The 26,105-nt window shown below is 62.3% G+C and carries 26 protein-coding genes and 1 riboswitch; of the genes, 17 read left to right on the top strand and 9 right to left on the bottom strand.

Translation table 11 applies throughout. The features are described from left to right. The first annotated feature begins 283 nt into the window (after positions 1 to 283). From MPC4_RS04955 to MPC4_RS04875, 17 genes are all read left to right on the top strand, one after another. Positions 284 to 1,057, top strand: a complete 774-nt coding sequence (locus tag MPC4_RS04955; RefSeq protein WP_244628851.1) for a DUF1223 domain-containing protein — start codon at positions 284 to 286, stop codon at positions 1,055 to 1,057. Between the two features lie 309 nt (positions 1,058 to 1,366). After that, a complete protein-coding gene (locus tag MPC4_RS04950) occupies positions 1,367 to 2,059 on the top strand; it encodes an invasion associated locus B family protein (protein WP_174511550.1) in 693 nt (230 codons plus the stop codon). Positions 2,060 to 2,174: 115 nt separating this feature from the next. Next, a complete protein-coding gene (acs, locus tag MPC4_RS04945) occupies positions 2,175 to 4,112 on the top strand; it encodes an acetate--CoA ligase (RefSeq protein WP_174511549.1) in 1,938 nt (645 codons plus the stop codon). 161 nt (positions 4,113 to 4,273) lie between these two features. Next, positions 4,274 to 4,882 carry a L,D-transpeptidase gene (locus tag MPC4_RS04940; RefSeq protein WP_425312421.1) on the top strand — a complete coding sequence of 203 codons (609 nt, stop codon included), beginning with the start codon at positions 4,274 to 4,276 and terminating at the stop codon, positions 4,880 to 4,882. A 366-nt stretch (positions 4,883 to 5,248) separates the two neighbouring features. Then, entirely contained in the window at positions 5,249 to 5,518 is a 270-nt protein-coding gene (locus tag MPC4_RS04935; protein ID WP_134486626.1) for an acyl carrier protein, read from the top strand. Position 5,519: 1 nt separating this feature from the next. Then, entirely contained in the window at positions 5,520 to 6,743 is a 1,224-nt protein-coding gene (locus tag MPC4_RS04930) for a beta-ketoacyl-[acyl-carrier-protein] synthase family protein (RefSeq protein ID WP_174511548.1), read from the top strand. Continuing rightward, positions 6,740 to 7,195, top strand: a complete 456-nt coding sequence (locus MPC4_RS04925) for a hypothetical protein (RefSeq protein WP_174511547.1) — start codon at positions 6,740 to 6,742, stop codon at positions 7,193 to 7,195. Before MPC4_RS04930 ends, MPC4_RS04925 begins: the two co-directional genes overlap by 4 nt. Then, positions 7,188 to 7,634, top strand: a complete 447-nt coding sequence (locus MPC4_RS04920) for a MaoC family dehydratase (protein WP_174511546.1) — start codon at positions 7,188 to 7,190, stop codon at positions 7,632 to 7,634. The genes MPC4_RS04925 and MPC4_RS04920 overlap by 8 nt, the downstream gene beginning before the upstream one ends. A 1-nt stretch (position 7,635) precedes the next feature. Beyond that, positions 7,636 to 8,424, top strand: a complete 789-nt coding sequence (locus tag MPC4_RS04915) for an SDR family NAD(P)-dependent oxidoreductase (RefSeq protein WP_174511545.1) — start codon at positions 7,636 to 7,638, stop codon at positions 8,422 to 8,424. 401 nt (positions 8,425 to 8,825) lie between these two features. After that, a complete protein-coding gene (locus MPC4_RS04910) occupies positions 8,826 to 10,142 on the top strand; it encodes a glycosyltransferase family 2 protein (protein ID WP_174511544.1) in 1,317 nt (438 codons plus the stop codon). 102 nt (positions 10,143 to 10,244) lie between these two features. Beyond that, a complete protein-coding gene (locus MPC4_RS04905; RefSeq protein ID WP_174511543.1) occupies positions 10,245 to 10,889 on the top strand; it encodes a hypothetical protein in 645 nt (214 codons plus the stop codon). 139 nt (positions 10,890 to 11,028) lie between these two features. After that, positions 11,029 to 11,126: riboswitch (glycine riboswitch) on the top strand. Between the two features lie 186 nt (positions 11,127 to 11,312). After that, positions 11,313 to 12,446, top strand: a complete 1,134-nt coding sequence (gene gcvT / locus MPC4_RS04900; RefSeq protein ID WP_174511542.1) for a glycine cleavage system aminomethyltransferase GcvT — start codon at positions 11,313 to 11,315, stop codon at positions 12,444 to 12,446. Next, positions 12,446 to 12,823 carry a glycine cleavage system protein GcvH gene (gene gcvH / locus MPC4_RS04895; RefSeq protein WP_174511541.1) on the top strand — a complete coding sequence of 126 codons (378 nt, stop codon included), beginning with the start codon at positions 12,446 to 12,448 and terminating at the stop codon, positions 12,821 to 12,823. The genes gcvT and gcvH overlap by 1 nt, the downstream gene beginning before the upstream one ends. A gap of 56 nt (positions 12,824 to 12,879) precedes the next feature. Further along, the gene (gene gcvPA, locus MPC4_RS04890) at positions 12,880 to 14,226 is read left to right on the top strand and encodes an aminomethyl-transferring glycine dehydrogenase subunit GcvPA (protein WP_174511540.1); all 1,347 of its coding nucleotides are present in this window, start codon (positions 12,880 to 12,882) and stop codon (positions 14,224 to 14,226) included. Beyond that, the gene (gcvPB, locus tag MPC4_RS04885) at positions 14,220 to 15,767 is read left to right on the top strand and encodes an aminomethyl-transferring glycine dehydrogenase subunit GcvPB (protein ID WP_174511539.1); all 1,548 of its coding nucleotides are present in this window, start codon (positions 14,220 to 14,222) and stop codon (positions 15,765 to 15,767) included. Before gcvPA ends, gcvPB begins: the two co-directional genes overlap by 7 nt. 706 nt (positions 15,768 to 16,473) lie before the next feature. Further along, entirely contained in the window at positions 16,474 to 16,893 is a 420-nt protein-coding gene (locus MPC4_RS04880; protein WP_134486656.1) for a CopG family transcriptional regulator, read from the top strand. A gap of 72 nt (positions 16,894 to 16,965) precedes the next feature. Beyond that, positions 16,966 to 18,195, top strand: coding sequence for an extracellular catalytic domain type 1 short-chain-length polyhydroxyalkanoate depolymerase (locus MPC4_RS04875; protein WP_174511538.1), 1,230 nt, complete (start codon positions 16,966 to 16,968; stop codon positions 18,193 to 18,195). 146 nt (positions 18,196 to 18,341) lie between these two features. Here MPC4_RS04875 and MPC4_RS04870 read toward each other — a convergent pair whose 3' ends face one another. The 9 genes from MPC4_RS04870 to yihA form a co-directional block, all read right to left on the bottom strand. Then, positions 18,342 to 18,890, bottom strand: a complete 549-nt coding sequence (locus MPC4_RS04870) for an invasion associated locus B family protein (protein ID WP_174511537.1) — start codon at positions 18,888 to 18,890, stop codon at positions 18,342 to 18,344. Between the two features lie 129 nt (positions 18,891 to 19,019). After that, the gene (locus tag MPC4_RS04865) at positions 19,020 to 19,970 is read right to left on the bottom strand and encodes a prephenate/arogenate dehydrogenase family protein (protein ID WP_244628850.1); all 951 of its coding nucleotides are present in this window, start codon (positions 19,968 to 19,970) and stop codon (positions 19,020 to 19,022) included. After that, positions 19,963 to 21,114, bottom strand: coding sequence for a pyridoxal phosphate-dependent aminotransferase (locus tag MPC4_RS04860; protein ID WP_244628849.1), 1,152 nt, complete (start codon positions 21,112 to 21,114; stop codon positions 19,963 to 19,965). Before MPC4_RS04860 ends, MPC4_RS04865 begins: the two co-directional genes overlap by 8 nt. A 22-nt stretch (positions 21,115 to 21,136) precedes the next feature. Next, positions 21,137 to 22,009, bottom strand: coding sequence for a chorismate mutase (locus MPC4_RS04855; RefSeq protein ID WP_174511535.1), 873 nt, complete (start codon positions 22,007 to 22,009; stop codon positions 21,137 to 21,139). A gap of 105 nt (positions 22,010 to 22,114) precedes the next feature. Then, complete coding sequence (locus tag MPC4_RS04850) at positions 22,115 to 22,606, bottom strand: hypothetical protein (protein ID WP_174511534.1); 492 nt, start codon at positions 22,604 to 22,606, stop codon at positions 22,115 to 22,117. Beyond that, positions 22,606 to 23,463, bottom strand: coding sequence for a 2,3,4,5-tetrahydropyridine-2,6-dicarboxylate N-succinyltransferase (gene dapD / locus MPC4_RS04845; RefSeq protein ID WP_174511533.1), 858 nt, complete (start codon positions 23,461 to 23,463; stop codon positions 22,606 to 22,608). Before dapD ends, MPC4_RS04850 begins: the two co-directional genes overlap by 1 nt. Before the next feature lie 77 nt (positions 23,464 to 23,540). Then, a complete protein-coding gene (locus MPC4_RS04840; protein WP_425312423.1) occupies positions 23,541 to 24,314 on the bottom strand; it encodes a pyrimidine 5'-nucleotidase in 774 nt (257 codons plus the stop codon). 20 nt (positions 24,315 to 24,334) lie between these two features. Beyond that, on the bottom strand, positions 24,335 to 25,219 hold the full coding sequence (gene argB, locus MPC4_RS04835) for an acetylglutamate kinase (protein WP_174511532.1): 885 nt from the start codon (positions 25,217 to 25,219) through the stop codon (positions 24,335 to 24,337). Between the two features lie 75 nt (positions 25,220 to 25,294). After that, a complete protein-coding gene (yihA, locus tag MPC4_RS04830) occupies positions 25,295 to 25,975 on the bottom strand; it encodes a ribosome biogenesis GTP-binding protein YihA/YsxC (protein WP_174511531.1) in 681 nt (226 codons plus the stop codon). Positions 25,976 to 26,105: the final 130 nt, after the last annotated feature.

The raw sequence follows: 26,105 nt of genomic DNA, 5'->3' as shown, positions 1-26,105 counted from the left end.
CCGTCTCAGCGGTCGGTCGAGCGGCGAGACCTGTGATTGACTTTGAATCGAGGTTTCAGAAAGCGTCATGCCCAGGTCTCCCAGCTTCAGAAGAGGTCGATCGTCGCCAGCAATTAAACCAATTGTGATAAGGTTGAAAGAGAGATAGCTATTACCCTCTCGCAGATAGTTGCTCCCGCCGCGGTCAACAGGATTTGACTGGCGCGCGCCTTTGGTTTCACTACAGTCCACTACTATCATGACATCTATGCCGATACGGCTTTCCACGACAATGAAGTGATCAATGGGATTATTCAGAGGATTTCCACTGATTTCCTGTTCGGGAGCCTTGTCGCGGATCATCCTGCGCGCGGCGCTCATTGTCACAGCCTGCTGCTCCGCCGAGGCGGCCTCGAACAATGCCGTCGCCGTCACTTCGGTGCTGGAGCTTTTTACCAGCCAGGGTTGTTCGTCCTGCCCTCCGGCCGACGCCTTGCTGGCGACGCTGGCGCGCAAGCCCGATGTGATCGCTGTTTCTTTCCCGGTTGATTATTGGGATTATATCGGCTGGAAAGATACCCTGGCTGCGCCAGCTTTTGCGGCGCGGCAGAAAGCCTATGCGGCGGCGCATGGCGAACAGCATGTCTATACGCCGGAAATCGTTGTGAATGGACTGGCCGGCGTAGTCGGCAGTGACCGCCAGGAGATCGAGGAGGCCGTTCGCGCCAGCAAGGGACGCGAAGGCGCTCTGACGCTGCCTATGCGGCTGTCGCGTTCCAACGGCGCCATTGTCATCGAGGTCGGGGAGGGCGAGGGTGGCCCCGCCGAGGTCGTGGCGTTGCGCGTCGTGCGGTCCAAGGCGGTGCACATCGGCCGCGGCGAAAATGCCGGACGCAGCGTGACTTACATCAATGTCGTGCGCGCTATCGACAAGCTTGGCGACTGGACCGGCTCGACTGCCACCTTCAGGCTGCCCGAGACCGGCGAAGAGGGCGAGGGCTACGTCGTCCTTCTGCAAAAAGGACCGCTGGAGAAGCCGGGCGTGATTCTCGGCGCCGCCAAGACCGCGGGCCTCTGAGGCGCTTTGAGGCGACACGGGTGCGCGGGGGATGATCGTCCTTGGGGGCGCCGCAGTCAGCGCCGCCTTCTCTCGTGAGCTGCCGAAACCTGATATTTTGGCGCTATCAGCCGCTAGGGGCTCTTTTCCCTGCCGAGCTTCCCTCCTATAAATGAGGCGTCGCTTTTCCCGCCCTGTCCAATTCCCACAAAAGTTGAAAAGTTTTCTCGGCTGCTTTTTGCTTTATCGCATTTTCTCTGGCGCGAATCCGTGTCTGCTTCGCTGGAAAGTGCTCTAATGCGTCGGATCGACAAGGAGCGTTACAGACTCATGAATTTCCGTTTCTCTCCGGGCGCGGCCGTCGCCGTCGCATCGGCCCTTGTGGCGGCCTTTATCCCCGCCGCGGGTTTTGCAGCAATCGGCGACGCGTCCCTCCGGCAAAAGGCGAGGCTGTCTCAGGATGAGGCCGGAGCCTGGCTCGAAGCCAAAAAGGCCGATCCAAGGTCGATGGACGCCAAAAAAGGAGACGCCAAGAAAGATGATTCGAAATCTGATTCCAAATCGGGCGACTCGAAGAAAAACGGCAAGCCGGTTCAGGTCGGCTCATATGGCGACTGGGGCGCTTTCGTAGCGCAGGGGTCGAAGGATAAGACCTGTTATGCGCTGGCGACGCCGAAAGAGCGGGCGCCGGCGTCGCTGAAACGTGATCCCGCATATGTTTTCATCGCAAACCGGCCGGCGGAGAAGGTGCGTAACGAAGTGTCGATCATCATGGGCTTCGCCATGAAGGACGGCGCCGAAGCGCGCGCGGACATCGGCGGCTCGACTTTCGATCTTGTCGCCAAGGGCGCCAACGCCTGGATCAAGAACCCTGCCGAAGAGAGTCAGTTTATTGAGGCTTTGAAGAAGGGCTCGAAGCTGATCATCAAAGCGCCGTCGATCAAAGGGAACCTGACGACCGACACATACTCCCTTTCGGGGATATCGCAGGCGCTTGAGAGAGTTCAAAAAGATTGCCCCTGAGAGGATGCCGGGCGGCAGGCGCACGTCGCAAAAGGATCGCCTTGTGCGTTTCATGGGCGCATAATGACTTTAGCTGAGGAAGACGCGGCAAACGCGCCACCGGGAGGAAGATCAAATGTCCGAGAAGATTTATCCCGTCATTCCGGAATGGAGTAAAGACGCCTACGTCGACGCGGCGCAGTACAAGGCGATGTACGAAAGCTCCACGGCGGACCCCGATCAGTTCTGGGGCGCTCACGGTCGCCGGATCGATTGGATCAAGCCGTTCACGAAAGTAAAGAACACCTCTTTCGATCCGCATAATGTCTCCATCAAGTGGTTCGAGGACGGTCTTACCAATGTGTCGCTGAATTGCATCGACCGTCATCTTGCCGATGACGGCGAGCGGACTGCGATCATCTGGGAAGGCGACGACCCGAACGAATCCAAACATATCAGCTATAAGCAACTGCACGCGGAGGTCTGCCGGCTCGCCAACGTCCTCAAGGCGCATGGAGTCGGCAGAGGCGATACGGTTACAATCTACCTGCCGATGATTCCCGAAGCGGCCTACGCCATGCTCGCTTGCGCGCGCATCGGCGCCATCCATTCAGTCGTCTTCGGCGGTTTTTCGGCCGATTCGCTGGCTGGCCGCATCGAAGGCTGCAAATCGAAGCTCGTCATCACCGCGGATGAGGGCTTGCGCGGCGGCCGAAAGGTGCCGCTGAAGGTCAACGCGGACGCCGCGATCAAGAAGACGTCGGGCATCGTTGAGACGGTGCTGGTGGTGCGGCGCACGGGCGGCAAGGTCGCCTGGACCGACGGCCGCGACGTCTGGTACGACGAGGCTCTGGCGAAGGTGGGCGCCGACTGCCCTTATGAGCCGATGAACGCGGAGGATCCGCTTTTCATCCTGTTCACCTCCGGCTCGACCGGCGCGCCGAAAGGAGTCGTGCATACGACTGGCGGTTATCTCGTCTACGCGTCGATGACGCACCAATATGTCTTCAACTATCACCCAGGCGAAGTCTTCTGGTGCACCGCGGACGTCGGCTGGGTGACCGGGCATAGCTACATCCTCTATGGCCCTCTCGCCAATGGGGCGACGACGCTGATGTTCGAAGGCGTCCCGACCTATCCCAGCGTGTCGCGCTTCTGGGACATCATCGACAAGCACAAGGTCAATATCTTCTATACCGCTCCGACGGCGATTCGCTCTTTGATGGGCGCCGGCGATGCGCCGGTCAAGGCGTCGAGCCGGGCCTCGCTGCGGCTGCTCGGCTCCGTCGGCGAGCCGATCAATCCGGAAGCCTGGGAATGGTATTACCGCGTTGTCGGCGAATCACGCTGCCCCATCGTCGACACCTGGTGGCAGACGGAGACCGGCGGCATTCTGATCAGCCCGCTGCCGGGCGCAATGGATCTGAAGCCCGGATCCGCGACGCTGCCTTTCTTCGGGGTCCAGCCGCAGGTGGTCGACGCCGGGGGAGAGGTGCTGGAAGGCGCCTGCAGCGGCAATCTCGTCATCGCCGATTCCTGGCCGGGGCAGATGCGCACCCTCTACCAGGATCATGAGCGCTTTGTGCAGGCCTATTTCATGGCCTATCCCGGCAAATATTTTACCGGGGACGGCTGCCGGCGCGACGAGGACGGCTATTATTGGATCACCGGCCGCGTCGATGATGTCATCAACGTCTCGGGCCACCGCCTCGGCACGGCGGAAGTCGAAAGCTCTCTCGTCGCCCATGTGATGGTCGCCGAGGCCGCCGTCGTCGGCTATCCGCATGATCTGAAAGGGCAGGGCATTTACGCTTATGTGACCTTGATGAGCGGTGTCGAGCCGAGTGATGCGCTGCGCGCCGAACTCGTTTCCTGGGTGCGCAAGGACATTGGCCCGATCGCTTCGCCGGACGTCATTCATTTTGCCGATGGGCTGCCGAAGACGCGGTCGGGCAAGATCATGCGGCGCATTCTGCGCAAGATCGCCGAAAAGGAATTTTCGGCGCTTGGCGACACCTCGACCCTCGCTGATCCATCGGTGGTCGACGATCTCATCCGCAACCGCGCCAGCTGAGACGCGGCGGCTTGATGCAAAAAGGCCACGGTTCCGCCGCTTTTTCGCCGCGGCGGCCGAGTTTTAGGCTTGGTTAAAGTCGTCTTTGCTATGGTCGGATCGACCGTTGGGGTCTGCCCCCAATAGCGTCGATTCGACAATATCGGTGGACGACAATGGGTATGACGCGCCGCTGCGGCGGGCTCTCTTTCTTTCAGTTGGATTTTGTAAGTTTTCCTGGTTCCGGCGCTTCCCGGGCGAGCGTCGCAGCGGCGGCCAAAAAGGGCGCTCTTATCGCCGGCGCGATGGCGGCCAGTCTCGCGGCCCTTGCTCCCGCCGGCGCTCTCGCGCGGGAAGTCGTTGCTTTTCCGCTGTCTTACCCGCCGGGAATGATCGTCATCAAGGAGAGCGAACGCAAGCTCTATTATGTCATGGGCAATGGCGAGGCCATCCGTTATCCGGTGGCGATCGGCAAGGCCGGCAAGGCGTGGCGGGGCGAGGCCTATATCGCGGGCAAGTTCGTGCGGCCCGCGTGGTCGGCGCCGGCGGACGTTCGCCGCGACCATCCCAATTTTCCCGACGTCATTCCGGGCGGCTCGCCGCGCAATCCGATGGGCGCGGCGGCGCTCACGCTGTCTTTGTCTGAGGTTGCGATTCACGGCACCAGCCAGAGCATGCGCAAGTCGGTCGGCACGGCGGCCTCATACGGCTGCATCCGCATGTTGAATGAAGATGTCGTCGATCTCTATGGCCGCGTCCGGATCGGCACGCCGGTCATCGCAATCCCCTGATTTTCGCGCGGCTTGGCGCCGGCCGGATCACGTCTTGAGACAATGGCGTCAAGAACGTGATGGCCTGAAAGCGATGTCGCGCGCCTTCGACGGCGGCGCGCCCTTTATTTTCGTGACGGATTAGCGTAACCAACGATTTGGCTTGGCGATAGCGCGGCCGCAACCGGCGTCGCGGCCGCAGCTTCCGCAGTGGGAAACGCGAGCGCGGAGTTGACGCCGCACCGCGGGTTGTGCTCGACTTGGCCAGGGGCGCCGCTATTGTCGGCGCCGCGGGCCTCGGTCCGCTCGGCGAGCGCCGCGTCTTGCTCGAGCTAATGGGCCGGTTCGAGCGGGACTGTCTGAGAACGCATGGCGTAGGAGTAATCGGTGGAAACGAAGGCTCTCGATCAAACCGAACTCGTCAACCAGATCATCGATGTTATCGTCAAAGAAGGAATGATCGATCGCGAGAAGGTCACCCTGGATGCGACGATTGAAAGTCTTGATCTGAAATCAATCGACATTGTGATGATTTTGACGGCCATCGAGGAAAAATTCGACGTGTATATCCCCATGGATGGTCCTTTCCACGAGGCGAAGGACATCAAAAGCCTGATCGACGCGATCGCGGCCTATATCATCAAAGAAAAATCATAATATGAGCGCCAAGCGACGGGTCGTCGTCACAGGCATGGGGGCTGTGTCGTCTGCGGGAATTGGGGCCGACGCCCTTTGGCGCGCCGCCCGCGACGGACGCTCCTGCGTCGGCGAAACGCAATTCAATCGGCCCTATCGTGGCCGCATCAAGATTTCGGCGCAAGTGCAAGGGTTCGACGGGGCGGCCCATATCGAAGCCAGCGTGCTGCCCTTCTGCGATATCGTTACGCAATATCTGTTGACCGCCGCGGATGAAGCGATGGCGCAGGCCGGGCTTTCCCGCGCCGAGCCGATGGGCGCGCGCACCGCCTCGATCATCGGCACCGGCGTCGGCGGCATGCATACGATCGAGGACGGGCTCCATCTTGCGCTGGTGGAGCAGGGCCGGCCGACGCCGCTCACCGTGCCGCGTCTTATCGCGAGTTCGCCGCCGTCGAATATCAGCATTCGCTACGGCGCGACGGGCCCCTGTTTCGCGGTGGCGAGCGCGTGTTCCTCCGCGACCCAGGCGATCGGGATCGGCGCGCATCTCATTCGCTCCGGCCTCATTGACCGCGCCATCGTCGGCGGCACGGAAGACTGCATCACCAACAGCTCGATGCTGGCCTGGGAGGCGCTTCGCGTGCTGACGCCGGACGTGTGCCGGCCGTTCTCCAAGGGGCGCAACGGCATGATTCTTGGCGCTGGCGCCGCCGTTTTCATCCTTGAAAGCGAAGACGTCGCCCGGGCGCGGGGCGCTGACGCGCTGGTCGAACTCGCCGGCTACGGCACGACGGCCGACGCCAAGGATCAGGTCCGTCCGGACGCCGGCGGCGCCGCGGCCTGCATGCGCCAGACGCTGCGGGACGCCGACTGCTCGGAGGAGGAGATTGATTACATCAATGCGCATGGGACCGGCACGACGGTCAATGATCTGACCGAGTCGGAGGCCCTCGGCATGGTGTTCGGCCAGCGGCTGCCGCATATCCCGGTTTCGTCGACGAAGCCGATTCACGGACATGGGCTCGGCGCCGGCGGCGCGCTCGAGCTCGTCGTCACCATTGGCGCTGTGCGCAACAGCATCGCGCCGCCGACGATCAATTGGCGCGAAGCTGACGCAAAATGCCCGATCGACGCGGTTCCGAATGAGGCGCGGCCCATGCCCATCCGCACCGCGCTCACTAATTCCTTCGCGTTCGGCGGCATCAACGCGAGCCTCATCGTGCGTCGCGCCGAGGCGGCATGATCGCGGAGGTTCTGCGCGCGGCTGAGGGCGGCGATGCGCCGGTCCAGCTGCGTGGCGTTGGGGTCAGGACCGACGCGGAAAAGATCGCGGCTTTTCGGCGTGAGTCAGGCGATGCGGTGGGGCAGACCGCAGGCGAAAACTTCGACCCGAACGCGGTCCCGCTGACCTATCCATTCTGCTGGCTGACGATGCCCGAGATCCGGCCGACGCTCGAGGGACGGATCGGCGCCGGCTTTCTGCCGGTGCATGAGGCGCAGAGCTTCGACTATGATCGTCCTCTCGCAGTCGGCCGCGATTATCTGCTGGACTTCACGTTCACGCGCACGAGCGATCCGGAGCGGCTCACCGTCAAGGTCGCCATATCGACGCCGGACGCCGGAACATGGGCGACCTTCGAGACGGTGCTGCGCATTGTCCCTTTGGCGGCCATCGCGGCGCCCAGCAATGAGTGAGGCCGCGGCCGGCGCGCCGCTTTCCAACTGGCCGAAAGTCGGAGAGACGATAGGCCGGACGGATTTTGGTCCCTTCGCAGCCTCGCATCTTCGCCGCTACGCCCTCGTCTCCGGCGATGACAATCCTTTGCATCTCGACGCCAACGTCGCCGCGGCGGTCGGGCTCGAGGCGCCGCCCGTGCACGGCATGCTGATGATGAGCTGTTTCGAGCCGGCGCTGCGCCACTGGCGGCGGGACATCATCATCTGCCGGCTTTCGGGCAAGTTCCTGCGTCCGGTCCTCAGAGATGGCGCGATCAGCATTACGGGGCGCGTCGCGCGCGCGGTTCTCGAGCCCCGGCCTGAACTCTTCCTGCGCTTGATGGCGTATGGCCCGAATGGCGATCTCGCCATTTTGGCGGAGGCGACGGTACGGCGTCTTGAGCCTTGGCCGCTCTGACATGCAGCCCCGGTCAATCCTCATCACCGGCGCGTCGAGCGGCATCGGCCGCGCCCTCGCGCTCGGCTATGCCGCACCCGGCGTCAGGCTGGCGCTCATCGGACGCAATAAGGAACGGCTCGACGCCGTGGCGGCGCTGGCGCGCGGGCAGGGGGCGGAAGTCGACGCCGGGCTTATCGACGTCCGCGATCAGGACGCTATGGCGCGCTGGATCAGTGCCGCTGACGCGCGCTGCGGCTTTGATCTCTGCGTCGCCAATGCCGGAATTACGACAGGGCTGGCGCCAGGCGAACTGACGGAGGACCCGCAAGCCGTTCGCGCCATTTTGAGCTCCAATCTTCTTGGCGTGCTCAATACCGTCGAACCGCTCATCGCGCCGATGTGCGCCCGCAGGAACGGGCAGCTTGCCTTCGTCGGCTCGATCGCGGGGCTGCGTGGCCTGCCTTATTCGCCGGCCTATTGCATGACCAAGGCCGCGGTGCACGCTTATTCCGAATCGGTGCGCGGCCGGCTCGAAGCGGAAGGCGTGTGCGTCAGCCTCGTCATCGCCGGATTTGTGAAAACCCCGTTGAACGACAGTATCGACGCCATGAAGCCGCTCGAGATCAGCGACGCGCAAGCAGCGCGAATCATTCGCCGCGGTCTCGACCGGCGCAGAGCCGTCATCGCCTTTCCACGGCGGCTTTACTTCCTCGCCCGGCTCGGCAGGCTTTTGCCGATTCGGCTTGTCGACAAGATTTTATCGCGTGTCGAAGTCAAAGCGCCGAAGACGCAAGAGCGCGTCCGATAGAGCCTCTTTCGCGCCTGATGTTTGTTTTCTTGCGGGCCAATAATGGCGTTCGCAAGTTTGCCTGATCACAAATGCGGCAGTTTTAAGACTTTGGTAATGTTAAGTTTTTATCACGAAGGTCTACTCAATTCCTGCAACAATCTGTTGCAATTTGTTGGTTGTTCCACTGCTCGATTTATTGCTTGTTCCAGCCTGAGAGTTTCTCTCCGCGGAAGTCGTTCGAGCCTTCGCTCCATCCGGCGCGCCGTTGCGCAAAGGTCTGGGGCCAATCCTCGCGGCGACATCCCCGTGTAAGGCGACCGGCGATTTTAGCGCCGCGAACGGCACCACGTTCGCGCCAAGATCAACGGCAAGCCGAGCGCGGCGCGGACGAGAAGACGACGTTCGCGGGGGCTTGACGCTTGACCTTAATCGATTTCTTGACGTTGCTCAGCGACGCGACCCTTGTGATTGCCGTCCTGGGACTTCTTTTCGTCGGCGGCGGATTTCTGGCGCTCATCGGCATCAATGTTTTCGAGCGGCTCACCGGCAGGAAACTTGGGCGCCCGCTTCGTCATCTCATTCTGACAGACGGCGACCTGCCTCATGTCCTCGTGCAAATTCCCGTTTTCAATGAGCCAGAAACGGTCGTCGGCGCCTTGCGCTCGGCCGCCGCTCTCGACTGGCCGCGGGACCGTCTGCACATTCAGCTGCTCGACGATAGTTCGGACGAGACGAGCGTTGTCGCGACGCGCGTGATCGGCGAGCTGCATGACCGGGGCTTCGACGTCCTGCATCTGCGCCGCGGCGACCGCTCGGGCTATAAGGCGGGAGCGCTCGCCGCTGGCCTCCTGCATTCGAATGCCCCCTATGTCGCGGTGCTCGACGTTGATTTTCGTCCTCCGGCGAATTGGCTGCGCAAGGTCATGCCGGCTCTCATCGCCGATCCGAAGGCGAGCTTCATTCAGTCGCGCTGCGAATTCGCCAATGCGAGCGCCAACTGGCTGACCAGAGCGCAAGGGCTGATGCTCGATGCGCATTACGTGCTGGAGCAGGCGACGCGTTATCGCGCCGGCTGGCTGTTCCAGTTCAACGGCACCGCTGGCGTATGGCGGCGCGCCGCCATCGCCGCCGCTGGAGGCTGGTCGTCTGATTCGCTGTGTGAGGATCTCGATCTTACCGTGCGCGCGGAAATAGCCGGATGGCACGGGCTGTTTTCAATGGACCCTCCGGTCCCCGGCCTTGTTCCCGATCAGGTCAAGCATTGGCGCGTCCAGCAGAGGCGCTGGTCGAACGGATTCGTGCAGGTCGCCCGCAAGCTGATGAAACAGATCTGGACGTCGGACTGGTCCGTGCGCCGCAAATTCTCGGCAAGCTTCCTGATCCTCGTCCAGGCTTTCTATCCCTGCGCTGCGATCGCGACAGGAGCGCTCCTCGCAAGCATCATGTTGCGGGCGGGGGACCCCACCGCCTATCTGCCGATCATCAATGTGATCGCCGCCTTGATCGCGATTGTCGCCATCGGCATGACGCTGACGCCCTATATGGTGTTGCGGCGCGGCTCCGTGTCTCGTTACGTCGCGACGCTTGCCTCGCTCACCCCTCTCATGATTTTCGTCAGCCTTTCCAATGCGCCTTCGATTCTGAAAACCGTTTTCGGCGCCGCCGACACCTGGACGCGCACGCCGAAATCGGTATCGATCCCGGTTGCGCCGACTGATCCGATCCGACGCTTTTGAGCAATCCGCATACCGGGGCGTCCGGCAAGCAGAGATCTGGAGCTTTTGCGCGTAGTCATGTAGAGCAAGTCCTTCACATGATGTGAGCAGGAGCGGTCTTGAATGCGATTGAGCAATGTGATTCGCGGCGCCCGAATTGGCTTCGCCGCCGCCGCGGCGCTCGGACTTAGCGGTCTTGCCGGCGGGGCCGCTGCCGATTCGGGTGGTCTGCTGAACGGCTTCAACAACTTCAACTGGAAAGAATTCTTCACCTATCACGGGTCGAAGGATAAGGATAAGCACGAGCAGGAGCAGCAGAAGGAACACCACCTCTACTGCCCGGAGATCCTCGTTCTCGACGGCACGGCCGCCTCCCAGGTGCATGCCGGCACGCCGCCGACTAACATGAATCTGCGCTATCAATATGCGCTCGGCGACGTCGTGCGCGAATGTTCGCAGCAGGGCGACCAGCTTGCGATCAAAGTCGGCATCGCCGGCAATGTGCTGCTTGGGCCAGCCGGATCGCCGGCGAGCTTTAGCGTGCCTTTGCGCGTCGCCATCGTCGACGCCAAGGACAATGAGCCCGTCGTGACGAAACTCTACCGCGTGGCCGCGACCATTCCCGCGGGGCAGGCGCAGACCGAATTCTCGCTTGTGACCGAGCCGCTGCTGGTTCCGTTCACGAAGGATCACGCCGACGATGATTACACCATCAAGGTCGGCATCGACGAAGGGCCGGAAAAGCCGGCTGCGAAGCACAAAGAGTGAAGCGCCGACGATCGACCGGGTGTTTTCGCGTGCGGGGCAAGGCGTCTGAATCCGCAGCGTTTCAGTGCTCGGCGCGGGTCTGATTTTGCGTCGCACCATTGACAAAAGACAGGCGCGCGCCGATAATTCAGCCGTCAAATATATCCCAGCGGAAGAGTCCGGCTCTCTAATTGGAGAGTCGGCGCCGAAGGCGCAACCGCCCCGGAAACGCTCAGGCCCATGGACCGCTGGGACGATGACGCTCTGGAAAGCGATTTTTCGGCTTGCGAAAAATCCACCGACGGACGCAACTTCGCGCATGCCGAAGGCCGCAAGGCCGAGGCGGCCGCGAAGGAACACTCTCAGGTCACAGGACAGAGGGGGCTTAGGACTATGCACGGCGTTTGCCGGGCGTAGCGTCTTGGCATCCAGTCCGGGGACCTTATGACCGTTCATCTTTCCGTCGCAGCGCTTGCGCAAACGCCGCTCCATAGCCTGCATCAGACGCTTGGCGCGCGCATGGTGCCTTTTGCCGGCTATTCTATGCCGGTGCACTATGCCCCAGGCATCATCCAGGAGCATCTTCACACGCGCGGCCACGCGGGCCTCTTCGATGTCTCACATATGGGGCAGGCGATCCTTGAAGGGGTCAACGCCGCGACTCGCTTTGAAACGCTGGCGCCGGGCGATATCGAGACGCTGCGTCCGGGGCAGATGCGCTACACGCAATTGCTCGACGGCGACGGCCATATCCTCGATGATCTCATGGTCACGCGCCTTGCCGACGCCGTGGGCCGCGAGCGCCTCTTTCTCGTAGTCAACGCCGCATCCAAAGCGGCCGACTTTGCGCTGATCGCCAGCGCCCTGCCTGATTGCGCCCTGACGATTCTCGACGACAGGGCGCTGCTCGCCCTGCAGGGTCCAGGCGCCGCCGCGGCGCTGGAGCGCCTTGCATCCGGCGTTTCGCGTTTGACGTTCATGTCTGCGGCCGAGTTCGAGACAAGGGGCGCCGCTTTCAGAATTTCCCGCTCCGGCTATACGGGCGAGGATGGTTTCGAGATTTCCATTCCCGCCGCCGCCGCGCCCGACTTTGCGAAAACCCTGCTCGCCGATCCGGAGGTCTGGCCGATCGGGCTCGGGGCGCGCGATTCGCTCCGGCTCGAAGCCGGTCTTTGCCTTTGCGGCCATGATATCGACGCGACGACGGATCCCGTCGAGGCCGGGCTTTTGTGGTCGATCCCGAAGCGGCGGCGCGAGCAGGGCGGATTTCCTGGATATGCGCAGATCGCCGAGGCGATCGCGAAGGGCCCCGCCCGTCGCCGCGTCGGCTTTCTCGTCGAGGGCAAGGCGCCCGCGCGGGAAGGCGCTGAGATCGAGACGCCGGAGGGGCGTGCAATCGGCCGCCTGACCTCCGGCGGTTTCGCGCCGAGCCTCGGGCGCCCGATCGCCATGGGTTATGTCGAGGCTAAGGCCGCCAAAATCGGCGCGCCTGTTCATTTGATCGTTCGCGGCAAGTCGGCGCAGGCAAAGATCGTATCGATGCCTTTCGTGCCGCATGCCTATTTCAGGGGAGTTTGATGTCGACCACGCGTTACACGAAAGACCATGAATACATCCGAGTCGACGGCGGCGCGGCCGTTGTCGGCATCACGGACTATGCGCAATCGCAATTGGGCGACGTTGTTTTCGTCGAGCTTCCGACGATCGGCAAGACCGTCGCGAAAGGGGATGAGGCCGCGGTCGTCGAAAGCGTCAAGGCTGCGAGCGGCGTCAATGCTCCTGTCTCCGGCGAAGTCGTCGAAATCAATCGGGAGCTGGAAGAATCGCCCGCGCTCGTCAACGAAGACCCGACCGGCAAGGGCTGGTTTTTGAAGCTGAAGCTCGCCGACGCCGCCGAGCTCGACCAACTGCTCGATGAGGAGGCCTACGAAGCTTTCGTCAAGACGCTGTCTTAAGAACGCTTTTCCACCCGCCGCGCGACCACCAAAGATCGTAACCCGATTGGAACTCCATGCGCTATCTGCCCCTAACTCCTGAAGACCGCTCCGCTATGCTGGCGCGCGTCGGCGTCGACAAGATCGACGCCCTGTTTGAGTCAATTCCCGCGAACAAGCGGCTCTCCCGCAATCTCGATCTGCCCTTGCGCCGCGCCGAAATGGACGTGCAGCGCCTGCTCTCCGACATGGCCTCGAAAAACCGCGCGGCGGGGTCGGGGCCGTTCTTCGTCGGCGCCGGCGCCTATAAGCATCACATTCCGGCAAGCGTCGATCACCTGATCCAGCGCTCGGAGTTTTTGACGAGCTATACGCCTTACCAGCCGGAGATCGCGCAAGGCACGCTGCAGGCGATCTTCGAATTTCAGACCCAGGTCGCGGCCCTGACCGCCATGGATGTCGCCAACGCGTCGATGTATGACGGTTCGACCGCGACGATTGAAGCCGTGCTGATGGCTCATCGCATCACGAAGCGGCGCAAGGCCATCCTGTCCGGCGGCCTGCATCCCCATTACGCCGAGGTGGTGCGCACCATTTCCCGGATGACCGGCGACGAGGTTTCGAGCCTGCCGCCTGACGTGCCGGGCGCCGAAAATCTCGGGGCCGAGATCGACGCCGGCACGTCCTGCGTCGTCGTGCAAAACCCCGACGTTTTCGGCAATCTGCGCGATCTGTCCGGCCTCGCCGCCATCTGCAAGGCGCAAGGCGCCCTGCTGATCGTGGCCTTCACCGAGGCGGTTTCTCTCGGCCTTGTCAAGGCGCCCGGCGAGATGGGCGCCGACATCGTCGTCGGCGAGGGGCAGTCGATCGGCAACAGCCTCAATTTCGGCGGTCCTTACGTCGGCCTCTTCGCCACACGCTCGAAATATCTCCGGCAGATGCCGGGGCGGCTCTGCGGCGAGACCCTCGACGCGGAGGGGCGGCGCGGCTTCGTCCTGACGCTCTCGACGCGGGAGCAGCACATCAAGCGCGACAAGGCGACCTCCAGCATCTGCACCAATTCGGGCCTGTGCGCGCTGGCTTTCACCATTCATATGAGCTTGCTCGGTGAAGCAGGCCTGAGACGCCTCGCGAAAATAAATCACGCCAACGCCGTCGATCTCGCGGACCGCCTTCGGCGCGTCCCAGGCGTCGAAGTTCTCAATCAGTCCTTCTTCAATGAATTCACCGTTCGCGTGCCGGTCCGGGCTGATGCGCTGATCGAGCGTCTCGCGGAAAAAGGCGTCCTCGCCGGCGTTCCGGCCTCGCGCTTATGGCCGGGCGAAAGCCTCGACGATCTCATTCTCGTCGCCTCGAGCGAAGTCAATACTGACGAAGACCGCCGGGCTTTTGTCAAAGCTCTGAAAGGAGCGCTGTCATGCTGAACCGCCCGGAACATCCGCTTGAGGCGCGTGACTCATTTCACGGCGCGAGGACATTCACCTCCAATCGCGGCCTTGAGCTCGAGGAGCCGCTGATTTTCGAGATCGGCCGGCCCGAGACTACGGGCGTTGATCTCGACGAGCCGGAGCCTTTCGAATCGCGGCTCGGCGTCCTGGAGCGCCATTCGCCGATCGGTCTGCCGGGGCTCAGCGAGCCGGAGGCGGTGCGCCATTATGTGCGCCTTTCGCAGAAGAACTATTCGATCGACGCCGGGCTCTATCCGCTCGGCTCCTGCACCATGAAACACAATCCGCGCCTCAACGAGGCGATGGCGCGGCTGCCGGGCTTCGCTGATATCCATCCGCTACAGCCGCAATCGACCGTTCCGGGGGCGCTGGAGCTGATCGGCGAAGTCGCCCGCTGGCTGATGACGCTGACGGGCATGCCGGCGATCGCCATGTCGCCAAAGGCCGGCGCGCATGGCGAGGCCTGCGGCATGATGGCGATCAAATCCGCCATCGCGGCCAAGGGCGAAGCCTCGACGCGAAAAATCGTGCTTGTGCCGGAATCGGCGCATGGCACCAATCCGGCCAGCGCGACCCTGATCGGATTCGATGTGCGCCCGGTCCCGGCTGGCCCCGACGGCAGGGTCGATCTCCAGGCGTTCCGCGCCTTGCTTGGTCCAGAGGTCGCCGCCATCATGCTGACCAATCCAAACACCTGTGGATTGTTCGAGAGCGACATTGTGGAAATTGCCGACGCCATGCATGCGGTGGGCGCTTATTTCTACTGCGATGGCGCCAATTTCAACGCGATCGTCGGCAAGGCGCGGCCGGGCGATCTTGGCGTCGACGCTATGCATATCAACCTGCACAAGACCTTTTCGACCCCGCATGGCGGCGGCGGCCCCGGCGCCGGACCGGTCGTGCTCTCCAGGCGGCTGGCCCCTTTCGCGCCCGCGCCTTTTTTGCGCCAGGAGGAGGGCGGGCTTCGTCTCGTCGAACATACGCGCGATGACTCGCAATCCTTCGGCCGCATGACGGCGTTTCATGGCCAGATGGGCATGTTCGTGCGGGCGCTGAGTTATATGGCCTCGCATGGGGCGGACGGCCTGCGGCAGGCTTCGGAAGACGCCGTCCTCAGCGCAAATTACATTCGCGCCAGCCTCAACGATCTGATGTCGCAGCCCTTCGGCGACGCCCCCTGCATGCATGAGGTCCTGTTCGATGACGCATGGCTGAAGCCGACAGGGCTCACGACGCTCGACTTTGCCAAAGCGATGATCGACGAGGGCTATCATCCGATGACGATCTATTTTCCGCTCGTCGCGCATGGCGCCATGCTGATCGAGCCGACTGAGTCGGAATCTAAGGCTTCCCTCGATCTGTTCATCGCGACCTTGCGCGACCTCGCACAGGCGGCCCTGCGGGGTGAGACGGAGCGTTTCATCGGCGCTCCGATCCATGCGCCACGCCGCCGGCTCGATGAGACGAGAGCCGCGCGCAATCCCGTCCTCAAATGGACGAAGCCAGCGCCGAAATAGGCGACCTCACCTTTGCCAAGGGCAACAAGAGCATGGTCGATTGAAATCGATCATGCTCATTTTTTTGGATCGCCGATTTTGAATGGCGTCGAAGCGTGACTTGAGGGCGCCGCGGGCCTTTGTTCGTTCCTCGAACAGCTCTGCGAGCCTTTCACGACCGAATGATTGCGAGGCGGCGCAGTCCCCGCAGGCGGAATGCGCAGCCTTCGAGCCGGGTTACTTTTTCTTTCCGGACGTCCCCGTCTTCAAAAGGTTCGGAACGGCGGTTTCCTTCGGCTTTTCCTTCTTCGGCTTCTTGGCTTCGCGGTTGCTGCGCACTTGACCCTTTGCCATCATGAATCTCCTTCCCGGAGGATGCTGCCGGCGCGCTTGCCTCGCAGGGCGCCCAGCGCCAATCAAATGCGCCCCGCATCTGAATCTGTCCAGCCGATACGGTTTTGAAAGGCTTGTTGCTTAGCCTTTCATTTAGTCCAATCGCGCCGGGGCCGCGTCACCTTGCCTCATGATCGATTCGCGAGCGCAGGCGTTACCGGCAGCGCCCGAATGTGATCCGCCAATAAATTTGACGTATTTGTCAAAAATAAAAGAACGTCGAATCAAGGCTCTCGCCTCTGATCCCGCTCTTTTGATCGGGCCGACCTCCTTTCGTGCTTGCGAGATAGGACAAAAACATCCATATACCATCCAGGTGGATGGAGAACAGGGTATGGGCGCCGAAATTCATCGCTTACGCGACAAAGTGTGCGAGAGCGAAAAGATCACGATCAACCTTGGCTATGTGGACCTTGGCCATATCGATCTGCTTGTGCGCGAAGGCTTTTACTCCAATCGCACCGACTTGATCAGGACGGCGATCCGCAATCAGCTGACGCACCATGCGGAGGCCGTCAAACAAACCATTGTGCGGCAGACCCTCGAGATCGGGCTGCGGCATTACAGCAGAGAGGATCTTGAAGGGGTTAAGGCTGCGGGCGAAATGCTCAGCATCAAGGTCGTCGGCCTCGCTATCGTCGCCGATGACGTTTCTCCCGAACTTGCCTGCGCAACCATTGAGGCGATTACCGTTCTCGGGGCTTTGCAGGCGAGCAAAGCGGTCAAGACAGCGCTTGCCGATCGCATCCGCTGATTACCTTTTCGTCGTTTTTTTTGGCGAAGCAGACTTCCAATCTTGGCCGCGCATCTGAAAGGATCAAAAACAATGAAGTCCATTCTCGACGGCGCCATGCGCAAGGCCGCGGCTCTGACGTCACGCCAGAATTTGACCGAGGCGACAAAGGTCATTCAAAACGCCCTCTCGGGCGAGGCGTGGGGACAAAATGCGGATTCAGGCGCGCAGGCGCGAGAGGACAAGGGACCATCGAGGCTAGCCGCCGGCAATATCTGGAGCGCTCTGACGCCGCTTCAAAAAGAGCCCGCGCCGGCCGAAGCTTTGACGGAGACGGCGCGCAAAAGCTCGCCGATAGGCGAGATCATGCATCAATTGCAGAACGGATTCCTTTCCGGCGGCCTGCCGGACCTCGGCTTGGGGTCGGCTTCGCACGCGCGCGCCGAACCGGGTTCTGCGACCTTCGACGGCGCGCAATTCCTCACGCGCACCTATTCCTGCGCCGCGGGTTCGCGAGATTATAAGCTGTTCGTGCCGAGCATGGCCGCAAGCGCGACGCATCGCGGGCAGGGCCTTCCGCTCATCGTCATGCTGCATGGCTGCAAGCAGGATCCCGATGACTTCGCTCTCGGCACAGACATGAATGCGCTGGCGGAGCAGTGCGGCTTCTTCGTCGCCTATCCAAAGCAGTCGTCAAGCTCGAATCAGATGGGCTGCTGGAACTGGTTCAACCGCAAGGATCAGGTGCGAGAATCAGGAGAACCGAGCATCATCGCCGGCCTGACGCGCGAGATCATGACGGAGTTCAACGTCGACGCCGATCAGGTCTTTGTCGCGGGCCTTTCCGCCGGGGGCGCGATGGCGGCGATTTTAGGCGCGACCCATCCAGACCTTTTCAGGGCGGCGGGCATTCATTCGGGACTGCCCTGCGGCGCCGCGACGGATGTTGCATCCGCTTTTACCTCGATGCGCCACGGCGCCTCGATGGAGGCCACGGCGCTGCCCGAGACCAACGTGCGAACCATCGTTTTTCAGGGAGCCGCCGATCGCACGGTCCATCCGTCGAACGCGGATCTGATCGTCGCCTTCGCCAGCGCTGGTCTCGACAGCGCCGTCGAGACCAAGCAGCGCGGCCGATCGGGCGGCGGCATCGCTTATGAGCGGACCGTCATCACGGATATGAGCGGCGTTCCACAGGTCGAATACTGGGCGGTAGAGGGTATGGGGCACGCCTGGTCGGGCGGACGCGCCGAGGGCTCGTTCACCGATCCGAATGGTCCTGACGCGTCGCGCGAAATGCTGCGCTTCTTTCTGCAGCATTGAGCGCGAAAGCCCGGCGTCGATGAGGCGCGCCGGGCTTCGGCTCACTTTGGAGCATGATGATTCCGCAGGGAACCATCATGCTCATTATTCTCTGTTTTAACGCATGATGTCGGCCCGAAAAGTCTGCACCTTTTCGGCATCATGCTCTATTGCGTCAGCAGGGCGGCGAGCGCCTCATCGAGGCCCTTCGACGGCACGGACAAGGACAACTGCTCGCCCGCGGCGTTCTTGATCGTCAACCGGCCGGTTTGCGTCTGCGAACGAAAAGCCTGCATCTGGTCTTGCGACAGTTCGGCGTCGGCGAGGCAGGCGCTATTGAGACAGGATTTGAAGGGCAGAACAACGCCGGGTTTGGCCGCGTCGCTCGCGATCTCAACGCCGGGGGCCAGCGTCAGATTGGCTTGCACGATCGCGACGAGGCGCAAAGGCTTGTCTTTCGCAGCGCGGACGAAGGCGACCTTCGCAACCGGCGGCAATTGCGCCTCTGGCTGCAGCGAGACGTCGGCTTCGCAGCTTTCCTCTGATTCCCCTGGCGTCGTCGCGCAAATCAGCGTCCAGGAGCCGAATATCTTCTTGTGGGGCGCGGGTTTCGGCGCAGCCTCGTTCTGCGCGACCTGCGTTGAGGGGGGCTGCGCCTGTCCTGCGGACGACCAGACGAGCGGGAGAAAGGCAAAGGCTATCAGGCTGCGGCGCATCTTCATCCGATCCAGAAATGTGCACGATTGCTTGTGGTGGTCTTCAATCGATCGCGGGCGCGATCTTTTTGTCTTTAAGCACAATCTTTTTCAAAATGTCTGCTCCTTTCTGGAAGAGGCGCGCCGTCATCAGCCGTCGTCTTTCGTGCGGCGGCCGAAATCGGGCGCTGCGGTTTCCTGGCCTTGATCGATGATGCTGCGCCGGATTGCGCGCGTGTGCGTGAAAAGGCTCTGAAGACCCTCGCCATCGCCGCGCCGGATCATACGCTGCAGGGCGGTCAGGTCCTCGTTGAAACGCCCGAGCATTTCGAGCACGGCTTCCCGGTTGTTCAGAAAAATGTCCCGCCACATGATCGGATCGGACGCCGCGATGCGCGTAAAGTCGCGAAAGCCGCCGGCCGAAAATTTGATGACCTCCGATTGAGTCACTTCTTCGAGATCCGCGGCGGTGCCGACGATATTATAGGCGATGAGATGAGGCACATGGCTCGTGATCGCGAGCACGAGATCGTGATGGGCGGCCGCCATCGTTTCGACATTGGCGCCCGCGCCTTTCCAGAAGGCGGCGAGCCGCGCGACCGCCTTGGGATCGGCGCCTTCAGGCGGCGTCAAAATCGTCCAGCGGTTGAGGAAAAGCGTCGCGAAGCCGGAGTCGGGGCCAGATTCCTCCGTGCCGGCTACGGGGTGGGCGGGGATGAAGGTGACGGACGCCGGCAAATGGGGCGCAACCGCCGCGACAATCGACGCCTTGACCGATCCAACGTCCGAGACAGTCGCCCCGGCCATCAGACGCGGTCCGATCTCTTCGGCGATTTCGCCCATCGCGCCGACTGGCGCGCAGAGAACCACGAGATCTGCGCCCTCGACGGCCGCGGCCGCGGTTTCCGCCACGTGATCGGCGATCGCAATGTCGCGCAGGCGCGCGCGGACCTTGCTCGAAGCGTCAAAAGCGACGATCTCCCGCGCCAACCCCTTGCGGCGGATGACGCGCGCAAGCGACGAGCCTATGAGCCCGACGCCGATGATCGCCGCGCGTTCGAATAAAGGCTCGCCAAGCGCGGACCCGAGACCGTCAACCAATGGCGTTTCCCTGACTGACGAAGTCGCGCAAACCCTCGACGACGAGCCGGTTCGCCTCCTCGGCTCCAACGGTGAGGCGCAGGCAGTGCGGCAGCCCATAGGCTCCGACGGCGCGCAGAATGAGGCCCCGGCTGGTCAGGAACCGGTCGGCGTCGGCGGCGCGCGCCGGGTCGGCGAAATGCAGCAGCAGGAAATTGCCGGCGCTGGGAGTTGTCTCGATGCCGAGCGCGCCGATCTCTCGCGCCAGCCATTCCCGCCATCTATCATTATGAGCGATCGCCCTTTCGATATGGGCTTCGTCCTGCAGGGAGGCTGCTCCCGTCTGAATGGCTGCGCCACTCGTGTTGAAAGGCGGCCGGATGCGGTTCAGCGCGTCGCAGACATCAGCGGGCGCATAGCACCAGCCAAGGCGGACGGAAGCAAGGCCATGGATCTTTGAGAATGTGCGCGTCACGACGACATTTTCCCGCGACGACACCAGATCCTGGCCCGTCGCATAGTCCGTCTGCGTCGCATATTCCGCATAGGCCGCGTCGATGACGAGCAGCACGTCGCGGGGCAGGCTGTCCGCCAGCCGTTCAACCTCCGCGACCGGCAGATAAGTGCCGGTCGGATTGTTCGGATTGGCGAAGAAAACCACTTTTGTGCGCGAAGTGACCTTGCCGAGAATGGCGTCGACGTTTGCGGTGAGGCGCGTCTCTTTGGCGACGACAGGCACTCCGCCCGCCGCCAGTATGGCGATCTTGTAAACAAGAAAGCCATGCTCGGTGAAAATGCCTTCATCGCCCGGGCCGATATAGGCGGAGGCGAGAAGATGCAGCAATTCGTCGGAGCCGTTCCCGCACACGATCCGCGCCGGATCAAGGCCGAATCTCTTGCCGATGGCGGCGCGCAAGACGCCCGCCGTTCCATCCGGATAGGCGTCGAGATGATCCGCGGCGGAGCGGAACGCCTCGATCGCCAGAGGCGAGGGGCCGAGCGGCGTCTCATTCGACGACAGCTTGTAAACCTTGGCGACGCCGGGCGCTGAGCTTTTGCCGGGCACATAGGGGTCGATGCTGAAAACGCCCGCGAGCGGACGCGGACGCACGGCCGCGTCAAGGCTGGCCTTCCCGACCGCGGGCATCGCCTGTATCTTGGTCATGAAAATGAACTCCGACGTAAATTCATCGCGCCGCCACGAAAGGCGTTTGCTGGCGTTGGGCCTCCGAGGCCTCGAAACGCGCTGCATGGCCGCCGACTTCGGCGATGGAAAGCTGGATCGCGCCGGCTTTCGTCAAAGTTTCGCGCAATTGCTGCGCGCTGACAGCGCCATCGGCGGCGACGAGAAGCGATGATCTGGCGCCGTCGGGCGCGGCGCTGACGATTTCGGCGTCGGGCAGGCCAAGATGCGAAGGCGGGGCGTCCCGCCAGCCGTCGCATTCGACGTCATAGAGAACCACGTCGCGCACGGCGGCTTCCGCCAGCGGCTGCGCGATGACGAAGAGCGGCATTCCCGCCGGGTGGTCAGGCCTTTCGACGAAGGGCAGGCGCGCGATGATTTTCGGCGCGCGCGGCTCTCTTAGGCTTCGCCACCAAGGCCCCGATGCGGCATCGCCCTCGACGCGGACGAGGCCCAGATCGCCCCTCGAGTTCGCCACCGCCGCGATGACGCTGTTAACGTCGGGATGAGGCGCGTAAGGCACGGTGAATCCGAAATGAAAACGGCAGCAATCGCGCATTTTGGCGTCGCCGCCGGAAATGTCGGCGTGGACGCTATAATTCGACTGCACATAGGTGAAGGTCGAGATGATGATGCGCCAGATGCTTTCGACCGTGTCGAGCGGCAAAAGCCCCTGGTGGCGAGCGACGAGCCCGCGCATCATATCCGCCTCGCGCCCCGGCCGGAACGCTGAGCCGCCGCCCTGCCGCGTCTTGGCCTCGATCAGGCGGTGAATGATCTCGCCGCGCTTGATCAACAGCTGATGAAGCTCGGAATCGATGCAATCGATCTCGACTCGGAGGTCGGCCAGGGTCTCAAGACGGGCGGGATGGGTCATGATCCAAGTCGGCTCGATGGGCGAATAGCCTCTCTTAGCGCATTTTTCGCCGGAAGTTCAAACAGGGGCGTCGGTTCGGCATTTTGCGCTTCCGCCCCTCAGCGGCTACTTCGCTTCCACGTCGAGCGGCTCGCGAAAGCCGAGTTCGAGCGCCGTCCAGACGATCGCGCCGACGAGCAGCGAATCGATCCCGACGACGTACCAGCCGGACAGAACCTCGGCGACGCGCGGCTGGAGCCAGTGCGCCGAGCCGGAAAACAGAGCCGCAAGCGGTACGACGCCGGCGAGCCCCGTCGGCAATTGCCTTGCGCGCAAACGCTTTGCCGACAAATTATAAAAGGAGATGCCGATGAATAAAACCGCGAAGGCGTAAAACAGCAGATAGACGAAGGTCAGAAACGTCTTCCAGTCGAAGAGGCCGGACGATGGCGACAGATGGCGATGGGCGTTGGGCTCCAGAAAAAGCCAGATCGTCGTCAAAAAAGCAAAGATGACGGCCAGGAGCCCGGCGCCCTCACGCCAGGTCCTTGCGTCCAGAAGTCCCTGATCCGTGCGAAAGCCGAAGCGCCGGATGAAGGCCGACCACGCCGCGGCCATCAGTCTCTCAGCAGATCATTGATCGCGGTCTTGGCCCGCGTCTGCGCATCGACGGTCTTGACGATAACCGCGCAATAGAGCGACGGCCCGGGCGAGCCGTCGGGCAGCGGCTTGCCCGGCAGATTGCCGGAGACAACCACGGAATAGGGCGGCACATAGCCGATGTGGATCTTGCCGGTCGCGCGATCAATGATCTTGGTCGAGGCGGAAATGAAGGTTCCCATCGAGACGACGGCGCCTTCGCCGACGATGACGCCCTCCACAATCTCGGAGCGCGCGCCGATGAAGCAATCATCCTCGATGATCGTCGGATTGGCCTGCAAAGGCTCCAGCACGCCGCCGATGCCGACGCCGCCCGACAAATGCACGTTTTTGCCGATCTGCGCGCAGGAGCCGACCGTCACCCAGGTGTCGACCATCGAATTGCTGTCGACATAGGCGCCGAGATTGACAAAGGATGGCATCAGCACGACGCCCGGCGCGATATAGGCCGAGCGGCGCACGACGCAGTTCGGCACCGAGCGGAAGCCCGCCGCGGCGTGCTCTTTCGGCCCCCAGCCGGCGAATTTGGAGGGAACCTTATCCCACCAGCTGGCGCCGCCGGGGCCGCCCGAAATTTCCGCCATATCATTGAGGCGGAACGACAGGAGCACCGCCTTTTTCAGCCACTGATGCACCCGCCAGGATTCGGGCCCGACCGCGCCGGGGATTTTCTCCGCGACGCGGAGCTTTCCCGAGTCGAGAAGGTGGAGCGCGGCGTCAACAGCCTTGCGGATATCGCCTTGCGTCCCGGCATTGACATTGGCGCGATCCTCGAAGGCCGCTTCGATGATCGTCTCCAGGGCTGTGTGCGTCATCTTTCAATGTCTTTCGATGGGAAGGGTGAGAAAGCCGTTACAGGGTTCGCGCGGCGCAATCAATGGTCGCTCAATGGTCACGCCTTGTTTTCGGCCGCGCCTTCTTCGCCGCCTTGCAAGGCGGCGACAATCTCGACGAGGAAAGCCTCAAGGTCGCTGATGACGAAATCAATGTGCGGCGGCGCGACCTCGCTGGTGATCTCAAAAGCCTCGCGATGATCCATCTGGCCGGGCTTGGGCACGACAAGGGCCGTGGTCATTCCTCTTGCATGGGGCACGATGAGATTGCGCGCGAGATCCTCGAACATCACCGATCGTGTTGGATCGACGTCATGCTTTTCGAAAAAGCGCTCATAGGTCGCGGCTTCCGGTTTCGGCATGAAATCGGCCGCGACGATATCAAAAATGTCCTCGAACATCGCGTCGAGGCCCAGCGCCTTGGCCGTGCGGATGGCGTGATCGCGTGAACCATTGGTCAAGATCAGCTTGCGCCCGGGCAAAGCGGTGATGGCGCTGGCCAGCGAATGGTTGGGAACAAGGCCGGATCTGTCGATATCATGCGTGAAATCGAGATAGGCTTCGGCGCTGATCGCATGCTCCTGCATCAGGCCGCGCAGGGTCGTGCCGTAACGCTCGTAGTAATATTTTTGCAGCGCGCGGGACGACATGCCGTCGAGGCCGAAAAGATGGGCGAGGAACAGCGTTATGCGCGCGTCGATCTTCGGCCATAGGTCGCTGTCGGCCGGATAGAGCGTGTTGTCGAGATCGAAAACCCAGATGTCCTTTTGCGCGAACTGACCGAGGGGCGCGGGTTCTGGCGCCCGCGCCGCCGCGTCGGCCTCGATTTCCACTGAAGATTGTTTCGCCTTTTTCACTGCGTGATCAGCGTTCCCGCGCCATGATCGGTCAAAAGCTCGACCAGCACCGCATGCGGCGTCTTGCCATCGAGGATGACGACGCCTTCGACGCCCTGTTCAAGGGCGTAGATGCAGGTCTCGACCTTGGGGATCATGCCGCCCGTGATGGTGCCGTCGGCGATCAGAGCGTGAATCTCGTCGACGCGCAATTCCTTGATCAAATTCTTGTCCTTGTCGAGGACGCCGGGCACGTCGGTCAGAAACAAAAGCCTTTTGGCCTTCAAGGCGCCGGCGATCGCGCCGGCGAAAGTGTCGGCGTTGACATTGTAGGTTTCGCCGTCCTCGCCCTGTGCGATCGGCGCGAGAACGGGGATCAGTTCCCGGCCCAGCACCTGATCGAGCACTGTGGCGTCGACTTTCGACGGCTCGCCGACGAAGCCGAGATCGATGGCTTCGCTCGTCTGCGGCGCCTTTTTAGCGATGACCATATTGCCGTCCTTGCCGCAAAGGCCGATGGCGCGGCCGCCCTCGGCATTGATGAAGCCGACGATCTGCTTGTTGATGGAGCCGGCGAGCACCATCTCGACGATTTCGACCGTCGGCTTGTCCGTGATGCGCAATCCGTCCGAGAATTCGGACTTGATGCCGAGCTTTTTCAGCATCGCCCCGATCTGGGGGCCGCCGCCGTGGACGACGACGGGATTGACGCCGGATTGCTCGAGCAGGACCATGTCGCGCGCGAAATCGCGACCGACCTTGTCGTCGCCCATCGCGTGGCCGCCGTATTTCACCACGACGATCGCGTCGTCATAATGCAGCATATGCGGTAGGGCCTGCATCAGGATCGCGGCCTGTTCCTGAGCTTTCTCCTGCTCGCTCACCTTGGTCGTATCGTTCATTTCGACGTTCCGATCGCTTTGCTCGAATTTTCTAGCCGCTTGCTGTGACAAGCTCAACGCGGAGCCGCGCCGTCTTCAAAAGCCGCGCTCGGCCATGAGCCGCGCGATCCCGGCGCGCAGGTCCGGAATGCCGGCAAAACTTTGCGAGGATGTGAAGATCACCTGCGGAAAAGCGGCGGGACGTTTTTCGATGGCTTTCAGCGTCTCCTCGACGCGTTTGTCTAGCTCGGCCGCCTTAACCTCGTCGCGCTTCGTCAGCACGATCTGATAGGACATGGCGGAGCGGTCCAAAAGGTCCATCATCTCGGCGTCGACGGGCTTTAAGCCGTGGCGGCCATCGACCAGCACAAAGACGCGCAGGAGCGAGGCCCGCCCGCGCAGAAAATCCCGCATCAGATCGGTCCATGAGGCGATCTTCTGCTTCGAGGCCGCCGCATAGCCATAGCCTGGCATATCGACGAGGCGGAGCCTTGCTGTGTCGACGTCGCCGCCGAGCCCAAAGAAATTAAGCTCGCGCGTGCGGCCTGGCGTGTGCGAGGTGCGCGCGAGAGTCTTGCGATTGGTCAGCGCGTTGAGCAGCGAGGATTTGCCGACGTTGGAGCGTCCGGCGAAAGCGATTTCCGGGGCGCCCGGCGGCGGCAGCTGGCTCGCCGAACTCGCGGCCCAGAGAAAATCGCATTCCTGCGCGAAGAGCTTGCGCCCGATTTCGTTAAAATCGGGCTCGTCCGCCGCCGCCTCGCCGGAGGCTTCACTCATCAGCTCGTGGCCTTTTTTCTGAACATTCCGGCGATATTGTCGAAGAGCTCTATTTTGACGCCGGCTCTTTTCATGATGAGCGTCTGCTGGGCGACGGAGAGGGTGTTGTTCCAGGCCCAGTAGATGACGA

The organism is Methylocella tundrae (assembly GCF_901905185.1).
GTDB classification, from domain to species: Bacteria; Pseudomonadota; Alphaproteobacteria; order Rhizobiales; family Beijerinckiaceae; genus Methylocapsa; species Methylocapsa tundrae.
Note: the sequence above shows the minus strand (reverse complement) of the source record. Positions and strands in the feature narration are given on the sequence as shown.

Coding starts and splice junctions, on each gene's coding strand:
- yihA (WP_174511531.1), bottom strand. CDS start 25,975: ATGAGTGAAGCCTCCGGCGAGGCGGCGGCGGACGAGCCCGATTTTAAC.
- MPC4_RS04855 (WP_174511535.1), bottom strand. CDS start 22,009: ATGACCCATCCCGCCCGTCTTGAGACCCTGGCCGACCTCCGAGTCGAG.
- MPC4_RS04915 (WP_174511545.1), top strand. CDS start 7,636: ATGCAGCCCCGGTCAATCCTCATCACCGGCGCGTCGAGCGGCATCGGC.
- MPC4_RS04955 (WP_244628851.1), top strand. CDS start 284: ATGGGATTATTCAGAGGATTTCCACTGATTTCCTGTTCGGGAGCCTTG.
- MPC4_RS04870 (WP_174511537.1), bottom strand. CDS start 18,890: ATGCGCCGCAGCCTGATAGCCTTTGCCTTTCTCCCGCTCGTCTGGTCG.
- MPC4_RS04930 (WP_174511548.1), top strand. CDS start 5,520: ATGAGCGCCAAGCGACGGGTCGTCGTCACAGGCATGGGGGCTGTGTCG.
- MPC4_RS04925 (WP_174511547.1), top strand. CDS start 6,740: ATGATCGCGGAGGTTCTGCGCGCGGCTGAGGGCGGCGATGCGCCGGTC.
- dapD (WP_174511533.1), bottom strand. CDS start 23,463: ATGACGCACACAGCCCTGGAGACGATCATCGAAGCGGCCTTCGAGGAT.
- MPC4_RS04950 (WP_174511550.1), top strand. CDS start 1,367: ATGAATTTCCGTTTCTCTCCGGGCGCGGCCGTCGCCGTCGCATCGGCC.
- MPC4_RS04860 (WP_244628849.1), bottom strand. CDS start 21,114: ATGACCAAGATACAGGCGATGCCCGCGGTCGGGAAGGCCAGCCTTGAC.
- MPC4_RS04875 (WP_174511538.1), top strand. CDS start 16,966: ATGAAGTCCATTCTCGACGGCGCCATGCGCAAGGCCGCGGCTCTGACG.
- MPC4_RS04940 (WP_425312421.1), top strand. CDS start 4,274: ATGACGCGCCGCTGCGGCGGGCTCTCTTTCTTTCAGTTGGATTTTGTA.
- acs (WP_174511549.1), top strand. CDS start 2,175: ATGTCCGAGAAGATTTATCCCGTCATTCCGGAATGGAGTAAAGACGCC.
- MPC4_RS04880 (WP_134486656.1), top strand. CDS start 16,474: ATGGGCGCCGAAATTCATCGCTTACGCGACAAAGTGTGCGAGAGCGAA.
- gcvT (WP_174511542.1), top strand. CDS start 11,313: ATGACCGTTCATCTTTCCGTCGCAGCGCTTGCGCAAACGCCGCTCCAT.
- MPC4_RS04920 (WP_174511546.1), top strand. CDS start 7,188: ATGAGTGAGGCCGCGGCCGGCGCGCCGCTTTCCAACTGGCCGAAAGTC.
- MPC4_RS04850 (WP_174511534.1), bottom strand. CDS start 22,606: ATGGCCGCGGCGTGGTCGGCCTTCATCCGGCGCTTCGGCTTTCGCACG.
- gcvPA (WP_174511540.1), top strand. CDS start 12,880: ATGCGCTATCTGCCCCTAACTCCTGAAGACCGCTCCGCTATGCTGGCG.
- gcvPB (WP_174511539.1), top strand. CDS start 14,220: ATGCTGAACCGCCCGGAACATCCGCTTGAGGCGCGTGACTCATTTCAC.
- MPC4_RS04905 (WP_174511543.1), top strand. CDS start 10,245: ATGCGATTGAGCAATGTGATTCGCGGCGCCCGAATTGGCTTCGCCGCC.
- gcvH (WP_174511541.1), top strand. CDS start 12,446: ATGTCGACCACGCGTTACACGAAAGACCATGAATACATCCGAGTCGAC.
- argB (WP_174511532.1), bottom strand. CDS start 25,219: ATGAACGATACGACCAAGGTGAGCGAGCAGGAGAAAGCTCAGGAACAG.